Source organism: Candidatus Sysuiplasma jiujiangense, assembly GCA_019721075.1.
In the GTDB taxonomy this organism is placed as follows: Archaea; Thermoplasmatota; Thermoplasmata; order Sysuiplasmatales; family Sysuiplasmataceae; genus Sysuiplasma; species Sysuiplasma jiujiangense.
On sequence record JAHEAD010000004.1, the window covers coordinates 56,713 to 70,731 of the forward strand.

A 14,019-nucleotide genomic window follows, 5' to 3' on the forward strand; every position below is an offset into this window, starting at 1 on the left:
AGACATCTTCAAGCGTGTATAAGCAAAAACTGCACATAGTCTAAGGTCTGCTTTGTTAACTACATAGACCAATCAGAACGCTGCTGCCGGAGTCTGCACAGAAACTGAAAATTTGTTCTGCCGCCCGGCAATAGAATGCGGTCTGTCCGAATTCTTAAATAAGACTCATTCGCAGCATATGTTTTCAATCGCTCTACATAGTCCAATTAGTCCAATATATACTAAATCGGCCTGACATAAGTACCGCTTCGTTTCTCAGTCATCTTATGATATCTTTGAAAGAAAATAGCGATCTGGTCGATAGTTCGAAACTTCAGGGTTTCGTCACTCCGCGTTATGACGGCAACTGTATCTCCAACATACCCGATACTATTTTCAAGCTTCTTCATCTCAGATACCACAACCCGCTCCGGATGGATCCCATTTACGACGTAGGCGACGATACAGAAAATGTAATACTGCTGCTCCTTGACGGTGTCGGTTTCAAGTTGCTGGAATACGCCGAATCCAAATTCAGGGTACCTTCCCTTGACAGCACTTTCGGCAGATCCTTCAACGGCTCAATAACGAGTGTATTCCCCTCTACGACCGCGACTGCGCTTACGACATTAAACACCGGCCTGACGCCGCAGGAGCACGGGATACTGGGTTATACCTCGTATTTCAGGAACTTTGGCTCAATCGTGAACATGCTCAAGTTTGCGCCCATAAGCAACGAGGAAGTTTCGCTGTTTGATGGCGGGATGGAGCCATGGATGATAGTGCCTGGAATCACCATACATGAAAAGCTCCGCAAGGAAGGCATTGATCCTTACATGTATGTGAGCAATTCAATAAGGGACAACGGTCTGTCGAACGTGGTAAACAGAGGGGCCGAGGTGGTACCGCATTTTTCAGCTGCAGACATGTTCGTTCAGCTTAGAAAGAATCTCATAAAGAAAAGAACCGGAACGTTTCATTTTGCGTATCTCTCAACTCCAGACAGGATTGCCCACATGCGCGGGCCTTTCACAGAAGAGTTCGGGGGGGAGGTAAATTCGATATTCCACTCACTGAAAAATGAATTGTTTGACAAACTTGACAGTGAAATTGGAAAAAAGACAACTATCATTGTCTCTGCCGACCATGGTCATGCACAGATTTCCAGGGAAAACGTGTTTGACCTTGCAAAAAACAGGGAACTTTCGGACATGCTCGCACGGCCGCCGACAGGGGATTCCAGGGCGTTTTTCATGAGTGCAAAAACAGGCTGCTCGGATGCCATAATAGATTACTTCGGAAGATATCTGGAGAATTCATTTAGCGTCTTCAGATCGAAGGATTTCCTGGATATGGGAATACTTGGTGACGGTACTCCGTCCGCTGAAACGGTTGATCGCATAGGCGACATTGTTGCAGTCGCAAGGAATAATGCTGCTTTCGAAAATTCTTTTCTTTCGACGATTCAGAAGTCAAACGGAACATGGCTGGAAGGCAGGCATGGCGGTCTCAGCGAAAATGAAATGCTTGTGCCCATAATTGCCTCGCGCCTGAACTCGCCATGATGTCCTTGCCGCCAGATCAGTGCGCTGGAGTGAAGTTAGCACTTTAATCAGATTCATTGTCCCTGAAATAACCATTAGGTCACCGGCAGTAAATCATGCAGATCGCTATATAATCTAATCAGGACACATATTTTAGTCCCCTCTCAATTCTTCAATATGATGAAACCCGGAAACCACAATGGCCAGCTGCGATCGCATTCGAACAGTTCCCTTCCCGGAGCAGTATTCTTCGACCTTGATGAGACGATATTCGAATTCAGGAGTTCATCGCGAGCAGGGCTGAAGGCTGTTATTTCCAGTTTTCCTCAATTATCTTCAGTTGGAGACGAGACGCTGGAAAGTCTGTACTGGAACCTTGGCAAAGAAACGCTGCAGCTGGTCAGATCAGGTAATCTTGAAATAGGGTGTGAAAGCGAATACAGATTCAAGAAGCTGCTTGAATTTTTGGGGCTGAATGTGAAAGAAGACGAATTGAGTTCACTGATAGTCTCCTATGATGCAGAATTCTCGAAACAGTGCCGAACCGTTCCGGGAGCAAGGGAAATACTGGCAGGCATTAGAGATGGCGGCATAAAGATAGGGGTGATTACCAACGGCCCAAGGAAAACTCAAATAAAAACCCTTGAAAGACTGAAATTGAACCCTCTTATTGACTTTATGATCACTCCGGACGATGCAGGTGCTCTCAAACCTGACCCACGGATTTTCATCCGAGCAACAGACCTCGCTGAAGTTCCGCCCGAAAATTCGGTAATGGTGGGTGATTCATGGGCAAACGACATCCTTGGTGCAAGCAGTCTCGGTATAAAGCCAGTTTGGCTCAACAGAAAAGGTGAACAGATACCACTGACTGATGTCGCGATATCGATAACCACTCTATGGGAACTGCCTGGAATCATAGGTCTGCAGCCGGTTATAAGTCCGCCATAATGATATCGGACAACATATCGATTACTCTATCCGGGTGTATACCGTCCTTTACTGAGACAGGGACAGGCTGTTTCTTACATTTCAGTCTTGCAGACCGATTCCCAAGCAGCACCTCATGCGGGAAGGAGATTGCCGACCGATGCACATGTTTTGAAGACCGCTTTCGATATGTGCGGCCCTCCGACAACTGTATTCAATCAAAAAGTAAGGCAGTGCATCAATTTGCCGGTCTCAGATTTGAAACCCCTGTTTGCCGTAGGAGCCAGCAACCGTTACATTTTCAGGCCAGGAGGATATTGCGTTTCCAGTATGGATGATATACCGGATGGACAAAACAATGCCGTAGCCAGGCATAGAAAGAAGAATGAGAGATTATTGGCTGCAAAAAGGTTCGAGGCTCTCCGGTGGGGGCAGTAAAAGGTTGGATGGACCGAGTGCATTACTGAACTGCAGGAATGTCACAGCAGTCACATCTGTTGCGACATTGCGATTCCGAAGTTTCTGTCTTTGAATTATCGACGGCTTTCATTGGATGGGCATTGCCGCATAGATGCCGCCGGGAAAGTATTGTGACTGAGAAGCGCTTTCGTGCTTTCATGTGCATAAGGGAAAGGAGGGACATGAAGGATGGATTCCGTGCTGCTGTCGCAGATGACTTCTGAAAACGTACAGGCTTCAGGGAGGAGTCGGTGTTTGGGACATGACGTGGCCCGGACGATTGGTGGATACGATACAGCATGCATGAACCTTTTCATGCGATTGCGGATTACCGTGCGAGTAACTCAAAGGATAAAATAGAACATTCGTCGCGATGAATACCAAATCAAGGGGAAAACATGTACATTGATATTTCCTGAAATGTAATGGCATTAGTTTAAATAAAATATTAATATATTTAAAATAAATATGACTCTATTGCTGTGAAAACCCGAATGACAAATCTTTCTCTCCCGGTGTATTGCTTATAATTCCTCCACAATTGCTATAATGTACATATATCCCCCGAACCGCCACATATCCAGCTTTCTGACTCCTAATCTTCTGCCAACTCTTGTTTTCCATCTCAGCACAGTCTGGGATCATTGCCGGTTCGCAACAATATACATGACTGCAAGACGCCTCTCAAGTCCCTGTATTTTCCGTCTTTTTCCAAAAGAGGGCATAATTTAAAGTCAAAGAGACGAACAGGTTCTTAAGCTGAAATTCACAGCATCGAACACGCTTCTATGGATAGATTCAATACATCCTCTCTGACGATATTTCTCTGCCTGGAGGCTCTAACGTCCCATATATCGCCACTAACATCATCGCCTGCATAGAGGACTTCTGCGAGAGGAACTCCTCTGAATTCGGCTACAGCGAACAGGGCCGAAGCTTCCATTTCTACGGTCATGCACCCCTCAGATTGCCTTAGTCTTATCTTCTCCTTGGTCTCGCGATAAAAAGCATCGGTAGTCCAGGTCTTAGTGAGAAGATACTTGACCCTGTGATGCGTCAGAGTCTCTGTCAAGGCTACAATCGCAGGGGAACTTGCCCTGATTTCCCTTCCGGGCGGCAAATAATGATAGGATGTACCCTCATCCCTTACCGCTGAAGTCGGTATTAGCAAGTGCCCTACCGGAATTTTCCTGTCCAGGACTCCCGCACCGCCGCAGGCTATAAATTTTCTAGCTCCGTGAGATATAATCTCCTCGAGAAGTGCGGCTGCAAGAGGTGCCCCTATCCCAGGGTGGAACATGGCAATTTTCTTCCCGTTAAACTCAGACTGATATATGGGAAAGGAGCCTATTCCACACCTGACATCTCCTATTGTTTTTGTCAGTCCTTTCCTGTAAAACTTCTGAAGCACGTCGTTAAAAAAACATAGCACGCAATTTTCTGGTACTTTAAACGGATCGCTCGATGTTTCAGGAACTGTAATAGACGCTCGGTCAGGATCGAATTCCAGTATTGGATACTCTTTTCTTTCAATTCTTGGGTTGTCATCTTTCAATGCGAATCCCTAAATTTTTGAATTATATATATTGGTGCTGCCGTAGGTTGTTTCGGCGAATACATAGGTAACCGTTGTCAACAAAATGATCACGGATTATGTCAAGGGGACTCTGTGGTTTACTTTGGCGGATATGCCCCGGGATTAAGATGTCAGCTGTTCATTCAAATATTTCTATAATACGTAGATTGGACTTATAGGAAGAACTTCTAGTAAACTCTCAATATGCCCGAGCAGGATCGTAATGTCTGAACGATGATTCTGTGGAATAAGCCGTGAAAACTGCATTTACACCGATTCTCAGCCAGTCCGTCGATCCGATCACATTCCGGTCATGAGTTGCACACATGAAACAGAGGTCAGACGGCCTCGGTGCAGCCTAACGGGGAGAAAATGTTCGGGACACTTAAACGCTCGGCGCGTCCGTAGACATGCCACTGTCGCATATGTGTGCGGGATTACTGCCGTAATTGAAATGGGCTCATCCGGATTTGAACCGGAGACCTCCGCCGTTTCGACCAGCCGGAAGCCGGATGTCAAGGCGACGTCATAACCACTAGACCATGAGCCCGAGCATTCGCATAATCTGGTGCCATCGGGTGACGGCGAATCAGGTTTAGACCGAACACATATAAGTACAGTTCCATTGAATGTGCACTCATATCACATCGATGTCCGCGGAGGAGATTGTATATTTCTACGCCTTCTCCTCTATCAGTTCAATCCATATGCCGTTGGGATCCTTTATGAATGATAGCCTTGTCTCGCCAAGTCTGTAGGGTTCTTTTGCAATCTCAACACCGGCCAGCCTCATCTTACTGATTTCACTGTCCATATCACCAACACTGAATGCAATGTGATCCAGCTGATCTCCCTCTGTATACGGCCTTCCGTCATTCCACATTGTGAGTTCGATGTTATGCGTCGTTCCTTCAGTCCCGAGAAATGCAATTTCCGCATTGTTCTGCGGTATTTCATGTCTTCTGATAAGCTTCATTCCCATAATTTCTGTGTAAAATTTTATACTCCTGTCCATGTCCTTTACCGTGACGGAAGTGTGCAATAGTTTCATTCAACCATATCAGAGAAATAAATTGGTCTATAAATCAAATTGCATTCTCGGTTGAAATTAACAGCTTTTCGTATCGCATACAAGACCGTTATGTTCCAAAAATCCCCTGAGCTTCTCTGTAGATGAATAGAGATGTGATAAAATTCCTATATTATTTGCAGCTTCAACGTTCTCAATTGCATCGTCCACAAACAGACATCTGGCTGATGATGTGCCTGCTGTTTGCAGGGCCACATCGAAAAGTCTTCTATCCGGCTTAAGCATCTTATGCTGGTATGAAAGAACGGTAACATCAAAAAGGCCGTCTATCCCCTTCAAGCTTCTGATGAGTTTCCATGTATATTCCGGCATGTTGCTTACCGCTACAATTCTGACATTATTCTGCTTCTTAACCTTCCTGTACAGCGAAATCACGTCTGTTTTTTCTTTCAGGCCCCTGTCATGAATGGCTGAAAACCTGCCCGGATCCATATTCACTCCGAGGGATCGCAGCGTAATTTCTGCAAATACACTGAAACTGATTTTGCCTGCGTCAAATTCCCTTGCGTTTAATTTCATCACCTGATAGGCATGGCCTGCATCTATTCCGTAATTGTTTCCGATGTATTCTGCAACAAAGATGTACGGGTTGCTGATGCATACGCCTCCTATGTCGGTCAGGAGGGTGCTGTACTTCGACCCTGTCCGAATTTCTCCGCTCATTGTCTTACCGACCCGTAAAATATGTGCATAAATCAGCTGCCTGACCTGGAGGTCATCAAGTAAATGTTATGGACCTCGAATCTATAAATTTCAACAGTCCTTCAACAAATGAGAAGAGGTCTCCCACTATTGCAAGATCGGCGTAATGGAATATTGGCGCATCCCTGTTGCTGTTTACCGCTATAACCTTGCCTGCGTATCTTATCCCCACCACATGATTATCCTGCCCGGAAATGCCCAGGGCGATGTATACATCGGGGGATATTGAGAGACCCGTAAGTCCGACCTGCTGCTGCCGCGGTACCCATCCCGCATCAACGATCGGCCTGGAACCGGCTATAGCCGCATCGAGTTTCTGAGCAAGTGGGAACACCCTTGCAACGTTTTCTCTGTTCTTCAGACCACGGCCAAGTCCTATGACTATCCGTGAGCTCTGAAGGGGCCTGTACGTGCTCTCGACCGCTGTGAAACCCCTTCTCTTCACCCTTGGCTTTCCCGCAATACTGATTCTTTCAACACGCATTGGTGCGCTTCCGGTTTTCCTGCGAAGCATTCCGGGCCTTACCGTAGCCATCTCCGGCTTTGTTTTCGATGTAATTGCCGCAACGAGTCCACCGCCAAAAGCCGGTTTGTACTGAATGAGGCTGCCGTCTTTATAGGCAAGATCAATGCAGTCCGCTGTCAGGCCCAGGCCCAGTTTTGCGGCGACAGATGACGAAATTTCACGCCCGTCCACCGTTGAAGGAAGTACAACAAACATCGGTTTTTCAGCCGATATGCATGCGGCTAGTGTTTCAGCTATCAGCTCATTGTCTGTGCAATCCGTGTAACGGTAAGAATGGCACAGCATGCCCTGCAGTCTTTCGGGTTCGACATTTCCTGTCATCCTCACAAATGAATTGGTCCCGGCTGATATTTCCGCCAGTTTTGAAGAAATTTCGAAGGCAGTCTGGGCGTCATTCAGCGCGACACCCCAGATTTCACCGTTCAGTGAAGTGCTTTCCCGGAGTGTAATTGTCTCCACGTTTCCGGCTGGTCTGCTCTTAAGCATTTCCACCACCCGATTGAATGCCGCATCACCCAATTCAACAAATTCAGGCTTCCTCAGGTTCTCAACTTTATCCGTCCGGATTACAACTGTCGGCGAATCGGCTCCCCTTATGCCGCTGTTCAGCTGTGTTTCGCCGACAGTTGAAACCTTGCTGTCAAATTCCGGCGAAGCGGGGGCAGGCATCCTTGCCCTGTTTATCTTTTCACTTACCGAAATCACAGCCGGAAGAGGTACCTCGAAGGACGTCAGTCCATCCTCTCTTTCCTGTTCCGCAATGATGTAACTGTTTTCAGCCTCGAATTCTATTTTGGAAACAGAGGATTTGAATGAATATCCTGTCATCTCCGCTATTTCAGGAGGGACCTGGGAAGTCTCGCCGTCAAGCGAATATTTGCCGGCAAGGACAATATCAGGACTGATAGATCTGACAAATGTGGAAAGAACCTTTGATGTAATATAGGTGTCAGCGCCGGCAAACTCCCTGTCAGTGATCAGGTAGCCCCTGTCTATTCCCATTCTAACTGATTCCACGGCAACATCCTTTGCTGACGGCGGTCCCATAGTCACAACCGATGTCTTTCCACCAATCCTCTCCTTGATCCTCAGTGCTTCCTCCACCGCCTTTCTGTCAAAAGCGTTCATCAGGAGGGGAACACCCTCCCTTCGAATCCTCATTGTCGCAGGATCGAACTGTATTCTGTTGACATCCGGTATCTGTTTTACAAGAACGAGGACGTGCATCAGACATCAACCAGTACTTTTGAACCTTCAATTTTTACATTGAATGTCTGAAGCGGTCTTGCGTCGCCGCCATCCTCAGGACCTGCCAGCACCTCTCCGGTGGAAGGACTGTACGTGGCATAGTGGAAACCACACACTATGTTGCCGTTTTCAAATGTCCCTGTCGACAAATCATCATTTTCATGCGTGCATCTCAACGATGTGGCAAATATCTTTTCCCCGCTTCTGATAAGCAGTATTTCCTTTCCTTCGACTTCCGCCCTGAACAGGCCTGTAGCCGGCATCTCATCAATGTTTGCTGCAAATTGCCATGCCATGGCTTCATCCAATTTTAATCGAATATAAATCGTTCGACTTTTCGCTCTGCTAATGCAGAGCGCCCGTCTCCGTTTAGCGCGTCATGCATGCACAAGGAGTCTCAGGGCTTCCTCCTTTGTCTCAGGGTGTGTCTCGAAATTTCCCCTTATGGCGCTGGACACTGTTTCAGACTGGTGGGATCTGGCCCCTCTCATCTCCATGCACATGTGTCGAGCGGTTACGAGTACCATCACGCCTTTCGCGTTGAGCTTCCTTGAGAGGAAGTCTGCGAGCTCGCTGGTGAGTTTTTCCTGGACCTGCGGCCTGGATGCAAAGTACTTCACTGTGCGCGGGATCTTTGACAGGCCGACTATTCTCTCTCCAGGTATGTAAGCTATTGAAACATTGCCGAATATGGGTAGCAGGTGATGTTCGCACATCGAGTAAAAAGGTATGTCCCTGATTGCGATTATGTCGTGGTATCCAGGATTTTTGAAAGACGTCATTCTGGGCTCATTTTCATTATCCATCCCTGAAAAGAGCTCTGCATACATGCCGTAAACTCTCCGCGGCGTATTTCTGAAAACCTCTGTCTCCTCATCAACGCCTATCTCCCTGAGAATAGTCCTCACTGCCTCCTCAATTCTTGACTGCGATCTGGAACTCTTCATTTTTCTCTGGTTTGAGACATTTGCAAAATATAAATAGTTTGAGATTTAAACGAAAACCCCTCTGATAAGCACTTCCCTCGATTTCGCATAATTTATTAAGTGAATCCGCGGATAGGCGCTTTAATGAGAAATCTTTCCGGCAGGACAGCTCTGGTCACAGGAGCGGCAAGGAGAATTGGCCGACAGATATCGCTTTCTCTGGCGGATTCGGGCTGCGACGTTGTCCTGCACTACAGCCGTTCCGAGAGTGAGGCTCTGGAACTAAAGGGCGAAATTGAGCGAAAAGGACAGAGAGCATGGACAGTAGGCCAGACGTTTGATGCAATCGATTCAGCCGACACTCTCATGGCAAGCGTAAAGGAGAAGGCAGGCGACGTTGATATACTCGTAAACAGCGCATCGGTATTTCCATCCAAATTGGAGACATCGCCGGCGGTGGCCGATTTTGAATCCGTTTTGAGTGTCAATGCGCTGATACCGTGGAGGCTTTCCATTCTGTTTTCCATGCAGACGGCATCTGGAGACATAGTAAACATACTCGATTCACGTATTTCCGGTCATGACATTGGCAGGCCTGTCTATTATCTCAGCAAGCAGATGCTCCGGCACGTTACAGAAGAAACCGCATTGAGTCTTGCCCCGTCAATCAAGGTTAACGCAGTCGCACCCGGTCTGGCACTTCCTCCTCACGGCAGGGGAATCGACTATTTCGAGAAGCTGAAGGATGAAGTTCCACTGAAGACATACGGAAGTCCCGAAGATGTCGTGGATGCGGTGCTCTTTCTCATCAGGAGCTCGTTCATCACCGGTCAGATAATATATGTGGACGGGGGACAGCACCTTACTGCCAGGACCTACGGCACTGTACATTAGCCGGTTAACAGGATTGCAACTATTGTCAAACTGCCGCTGAAATAAACGCGGATGCATTCCACGAAATCCAGTCATTGATACGGCATCGGAGAGAATAAGTATGCCGGGAAACATGCTGGCACCGGCAGGGCATCGACATGCCCGTTCATCGTTTGCGCAGGGAACGCAGGCAGGAAATGATCGTGTGTTAGACGGTTTTTCGACTGCGTTTTCAGCGGAAAACGTACTGTCCGGGCAAGTGAGCTGTTTCATCTCTTAAACATGCATAATACGCTGCCTGCGTCTGCAACAAAGATGTGAGAACATGACAGACCAGATCAACTTTTCAGACGACACTGGTAAGATAGTAATTTCAGAATTGAGGCTGCGCTGTATAATTGGAATAAACGAGCATGAACGCCGCATGAAGCAGGATGTGCTCATCAATATTGAGATGTGGAGCGATTTTTCGGCTGCCATAAGGACCGATTCCATCGAGAACGCCGTCGATTACAAATCGGTGACAAAGGAGATAATCGAAAAGGTTGAATCGTCAAAGTTTTTCCTTGTTGAGTCGCTTGCATCAATGGTCGCTTCCATATGCCTTTCGCATGAACGCGTTTTAAGAGCGGTTGTTTCAGTGGACAAGCCCGGCGCGCTCCGATTCACGAGAAGCGTAGGTGTTGTCCTTTCGAGAACAAAGAACGGTTAACATGACTGACATATACGCTGCACTTGGATCAAACATCGAACCTGAAACAAATATAGTTCTTGCGGTAAAGAACCTGATGAAGGTTTTCCGGCTGCATTCAATTTCCACTGTTTACAGGACAGGTCCCCTTCGCAATATGGAACAGCCTGATTATTACAATCTCGTGCTTAGAGGAAGCAGTCTCCTCCATCCTCATGAATTGAAATTTTCGCATTTCAGGCGAATCGAGACCAGTCTCGGCCGCGTCAGGACAGCGGACAAGTTCGAGTCCAGGACTATAGACATCGACCTCCTTATATATGGTCAGGAGTGCATAGAAACAGCGGATTTACGTATCCCCGATCCGGACATCTGGGAAAGACCGTTTCTTGCCATCTGTATCTATGAGTTAAATCCGACACTGGAAATATCATGCGCTTCACTGGATATCAAATATCTCGCAGGTAAAATGTCGAAGAGGGGAATGACACCCCTGCCAGTTTTCACACGAAAACTCAGACAGTTTTTAACAGACAATGCCAAACCATAATATCGGCGCGTGAAACTGCAGTGAAAAGTTTAATTTACCGTTACCCTTCATACAAGTCGGGTCGTTTAATTGCCTCCACCTCGTAAAGTTAATTGTCCGGCGTGCGGTTTTTCCATAAGTGCTACAGCGAAGACATGTGATTTCTGCGGCTATGAGCTCGAAACACAGATGGAGGACACCCCCTCCTCCCAGGCGTTCAGGTCGGATCTGGTTGAAAGTGAAGCCCGACAGACTGCTTCAAACACCAGGAAAAATGGGAATGGAAAAAAGAACACAGGCAGAGGCGTACGCTCGAATGTCAGGGAACAGGAGCAGGAGAAGAAAGTGCAGAATGCTCCTGCTCCGTCTCATGCGGCAGAGGAAGGGCCCGCGGATGTTTCCCAGTCTGTTGTTCCACCGGCTGCTGCTGAGAAGAGAATAAAAGAACTGGAGAAACAGCTCTCTGATGCTGAGAAAGAGCTCGACGTCATATCAAAAATCCTTGCAGAGAGCAATGCTGCCGAAACCGGTCAAGGTGCCATCGCACCAGCTTCAGCAGCTGTTTCGGTCACTGAAACAGCTAAAAAGTGGCCAGAGCCTGTGAAGACAGCCGAGTCCGTCGCTGATCCGAAGTCAGAGACGGGCATGCCTGGAAGGGCGGCTGCCTCCCCGACAGTGCACGAATACAGGAGGACAAAGGGTTCAGGCCTTAGATTCAGGATAAAGATGATGGCTGCTGTTCCGCTAGTCGCGGGCATAGCATTGTATCTGGGCGCGTTCGCGCTGTCTGCGCAGCTCGGGTCTATCGAGGAGTATTTCCTGCTGATTGCGGGCACGGTGCTTGTTTCGCTCGGCCTTTATTCGTCATTTGAGCCGGTTGAAACGCAGGATATGGGAACAGCTGCGTAAATCAGGAAACGGGACGGTTCACGCACTTCTCAGAGCCTGAGTGCGTCTTCGATGCGGCCTATCTCAATTGGCGTGGTATTATTTCCTGTCAGGGCGCCGCTCGAATTGGCAAGAATGCATGCGCCGACAAGGGGAACCCCATAGTTGGCTGTCCCGATCTTGGCTTTTACCTTCAGAACATCCTCAAGCAGGCGCAACTCATCGTCTGTAACCTCCGGATGGCACAGTACCCCGGAGTTGTTCGCCACGCAGGCCGATCCCACAGTCTTCAGACCGGCGATTGTTCCCTTTGCGGCCTCAACACCTAGCGTTTCGGCAATCTGTTTTACAGCCTTGTTACTCATCTCAGGATTGACAAGTGCCCCATGATCGTTTGCCACTATGTTGTTGCCGGCAGCGTTGAATTTATCTTTAAGCACGAGCGTTGGAGACAGCAGCCGAATCCGCGAAAGCTCCGCTTCCGTAATGAATCCGCTGACAACAGCTCCTTTGCTGTTCACAACCATAAGGGCACCGACAAGGTTCGTGCCGGCAACCGTGGTCAGGAGCACCTCCGCATTCAGCAGGTTCTTCGCCTTTTCCGATGTTTGCGGCTTAGTACCGGGCGGCATTATTACGAATCTGTCACATACGGTACCATATATGCCGAGATAATTGCTTCCGCCTACATCTGCAAACGCAATCATCCGGTGCTCTCCCTACGGTTCCTCAGGAAATGAAACCTCCACCAGGCCGTCTTCAAATTTTACAGCCCTTACAGTGATTTTTGTTGGCGGTTTCCTGATCCCCCTGGACCATATGTATTCGCCAACGTGACCGTCAATCCAGACATTTTCAGCATCCGCTTTCATGTGCTGGACTATGAACTTCCTGATGTGCGCTATGGCCGCTATCGCCCTCCTTGTCCTCGGAACACCCTTCACGGACTTCAGGCTTATGTTGAAGACAGTTTCTTCGGTTGATATCTCTTCTGCCATTCAAAAACACCTCATCGTTTTGCCCTGCCCTTGCTCCATGTCCTTCTCTTCGGCTGCCTTAGCACGTTCCTGTTTGTCTTCATCATCACCCAGTGGGGAACCCTGGCATTGACTCTTCCCGCTTTAAGCAATCTTATTTTCCTTGCAAAAGGCTTATTTCTTGCCATGTGAGCACCTGTTTTTACCTATTTTCTCTCTATTGTGATTTCCCTCTTTTTGGGTATAATGCGATAGAGGAGATCTTTCATCATTTTGTCGTCAATCTTCCTGTTGATTCTGCCCTGAGAGGCAAGCATCATAAGCTGCTGTTCCACATCCGCAACGAGTTCCGGCCTTGCCATTCTTAAGGCCGCCAGCCGCTCGCGTGCCTCCGGAGTGAGTATACTTCTCAGTATGGCCTGCTTTTGTGCCTGTGCTTCGGCATTTCTCGACCTGTCATCATTAAGCTGCTGCTCGTTCTCAAGCTGCATCTGCAGTTCGGCGAGTCTCCTTCTGCGGAGCATCTCAAGCTCTTCATCGTCCGGCATTACCATCAACTCTCTGCCTTAACCTTCAATCTGTATTTCTCCATTTCTGGATTTGCCTTGAGGAGTTCCTGCAGCACTTCATGCGCCGTGTCGTCAATCAGGGAACGCCCCCTGGCTGTAACGACTCGTCCCTGGTTTTTCTGCCGCTGTATCAGGCCGGCCTTTTCAAGCTGCTGGAGTGACAGTCTGGTTATGGACCCGCTTCCTTTAACGGCAGCATTCGGCTTTGACCCCCTGTCAGATGAGCCTCCGAATTCGGCAGCAAGCCTGGAGGTTCCTATCGGACCCAGCATGTAAACCTTTCTCAGTACAGCGGCAACCCTTCTGTGCCACCAGTCGGTTTCCGCAGGCGCCTTTTCCCTGTGCCTTCCAGTTTTAACAAACTGTGTCCAGTCTTCAACCTTGATCGCATCGATATTCCTGAGCTTCGCTGTAAGTGCATCAATCAGATCCCGCGCTGGAACGTCATATCCTGTTGTCATGTCGATTCACCGGTGTATATCGCAGCCATAACCCTGTCTGGCGGCATTTAC

17 protein-coding genes and 1 tRNA gene are annotated in these 14,019 nt (G+C 48.1%); 6 read left to right on the top strand and 12 right to left on the bottom strand.

The window, feature by feature from the left end; translation table 11 throughout:
- Positions 1-275: 275 nt before the first annotated feature.
- Together KIS29_03795 and KIS29_03800 are read left to right on the top strand one after the other, a co-directional pair.
- Positions 276-1,544 (top strand): alkaline phosphatase family protein, encoded by a 1,269-nt coding sequence (locus KIS29_03795; GenBank protein MBX8639444.1) that lies wholly within the window; start codon positions 276-278, stop codon positions 1,542-1,544.
- A 156-nt stretch (positions 1,545-1,700) separates the two neighbouring features.
- Positions 1,701-2,474 (top strand): HAD family hydrolase, encoded by a 774-nt coding sequence (locus tag KIS29_03800; protein MBX8639445.1) that lies wholly within the window; start codon positions 1,701-1,703, stop codon positions 2,472-2,474.
- Between the two features lie 1,204 nt (positions 2,475-3,678).
- Here KIS29_03800 and KIS29_03805 read toward each other — a convergent pair.
- The 7 genes from KIS29_03805 to folE form a co-directional block, all read right to left on the bottom strand.
- Positions 3,679-4,467: a nucleoside phosphorylase gene (locus tag KIS29_03805; GenBank protein ID MBX8639446.1), complete on the bottom strand. Its 789-nt coding sequence runs from the start codon at positions 4,465-4,467 to the stop codon at positions 3,679-3,681.
- Between the two features lie 476 nt (positions 4,468-4,943).
- A tRNA-Val gene (locus KIS29_03810) sits at positions 4,944-5,038 on the bottom strand.
- A gap of 126 nt (positions 5,039-5,164) precedes the next feature.
- Complete coding sequence (locus tag KIS29_03815) at positions 5,165-5,539, bottom strand: VOC family protein (protein ID MBX8639447.1); 375 nt, start codon at positions 5,537-5,539, stop codon at positions 5,165-5,167.
- Between the two features lie 57 nt (positions 5,540-5,596).
- Complete coding sequence (locus KIS29_03820; GenBank protein ID MBX8639448.1) at positions 5,597-6,241, bottom strand: HAD-IA family hydrolase; 645 nt, start codon at positions 6,239-6,241, stop codon at positions 5,597-5,599.
- A 55-nt stretch (positions 6,242-6,296) separates the two neighbouring features.
- A complete protein-coding gene (locus tag KIS29_03825; GenBank protein ID MBX8639449.1) occupies positions 6,297-8,033 on the bottom strand; it encodes an FAD-binding protein in 1,737 nt (578 codons plus the stop codon).
- On the bottom strand, positions 8,033-8,350 hold the full coding sequence (locus KIS29_03830) for a Rieske (2Fe-2S) protein (GenBank protein ID MBX8639450.1): 318 nt from the start codon (positions 8,348-8,350) through the stop codon (positions 8,033-8,035). The genes KIS29_03825 and KIS29_03830 overlap by 1 nt, the downstream gene beginning before the upstream one ends.
- Before the next feature lie 81 nt (positions 8,351-8,431).
- On the bottom strand, positions 8,432-9,001 hold the full coding sequence (gene folE, locus KIS29_03835; protein ID MBX8639451.1) for a GTP cyclohydrolase I FolE: 570 nt from the start codon (positions 8,999-9,001) through the stop codon (positions 8,432-8,434).
- A 123-nt stretch (positions 9,002-9,124) separates the two neighbouring features.
- Between folE and KIS29_03840 the strand changes: the two genes are divergently transcribed.
- The 4 genes from KIS29_03840 (at position 9,125) to KIS29_03855 (ending at position 11,982) form a co-directional block, all read left to right on the top strand.
- On the top strand, positions 9,125-9,874 hold the full coding sequence (locus KIS29_03840; GenBank protein ID MBX8639452.1) for an SDR family oxidoreductase: 750 nt from the start codon (positions 9,125-9,127) through the stop codon (positions 9,872-9,874).
- Between the two features lie 304 nt (positions 9,875-10,178).
- Complete coding sequence (locus tag KIS29_03845; GenBank protein MBX8639453.1) at positions 10,179-10,565, top strand: dihydroneopterin aldolase; 387 nt, start codon at positions 10,179-10,181, stop codon at positions 10,563-10,565.
- A 1-nt stretch (position 10,566) separates the two neighbouring features.
- On the top strand, positions 10,567-11,094 hold the full coding sequence (folK, locus tag KIS29_03850) for a 2-amino-4-hydroxy-6-hydroxymethyldihydropteridine diphosphokinase (GenBank protein ID MBX8639454.1): 528 nt from the start codon (positions 10,567-10,569) through the stop codon (positions 11,092-11,094).
- 168 nt (positions 11,095-11,262) lie between these two features.
- The gene (locus KIS29_03855; GenBank protein MBX8639455.1) at positions 11,263-11,982 is read left to right on the top strand and encodes a hypothetical protein; all 720 of its coding nucleotides are present in this window, start codon (positions 11,263-11,265) and stop codon (positions 11,980-11,982) included.
- A gap of 29 nt (positions 11,983-12,011) precedes the next feature.
- On the opposite strand, the gene KIS29_03860 is transcribed toward KIS29_03855, so the two are convergent.
- The 5 genes from KIS29_03860 to KIS29_03880 are packed head-to-tail and all read right to left on the bottom strand — an operon-like array spanning position 12,012 to position 13,968.
- Positions 12,012-12,668, bottom strand: coding sequence for a translation initiation factor IF-6 (locus tag KIS29_03860; GenBank protein ID MBX8639456.1), 657 nt, complete (start codon positions 12,666-12,668; stop codon positions 12,012-12,014).
- Positions 12,669-12,680: 12 nt separating this feature from the next.
- Positions 12,681-12,959, bottom strand: coding sequence for a 50S ribosomal protein L31e (locus tag KIS29_03865; GenBank protein MBX8639457.1), 279 nt, complete (start codon positions 12,957-12,959; stop codon positions 12,681-12,683).
- 11 nt (positions 12,960-12,970) lie between these two features.
- Positions 12,971-13,126, bottom strand: a complete 156-nt coding sequence (locus KIS29_03870) for a 50S ribosomal protein L39e (protein MBX8639458.1) — start codon at positions 13,124-13,126, stop codon at positions 12,971-12,973.
- 18 nt (positions 13,127-13,144) lie between these two features.
- Positions 13,145-13,492 carry a DNA-binding protein gene (locus tag KIS29_03875; protein ID MBX8639459.1) on the bottom strand — a complete coding sequence of 116 codons (348 nt, stop codon included), beginning with the start codon at positions 13,490-13,492 and terminating at the stop codon, positions 13,145-13,147.
- On the bottom strand, positions 13,492-13,968 hold the full coding sequence (locus KIS29_03880) for a 30S ribosomal protein S19e (protein MBX8639460.1): 477 nt from the start codon (positions 13,966-13,968) through the stop codon (positions 13,492-13,494). Before KIS29_03880 ends, KIS29_03875 begins: the two co-directional genes overlap by 1 nt.
- Between the last annotated feature and the right edge of the window lie 51 nt (positions 13,969-14,019).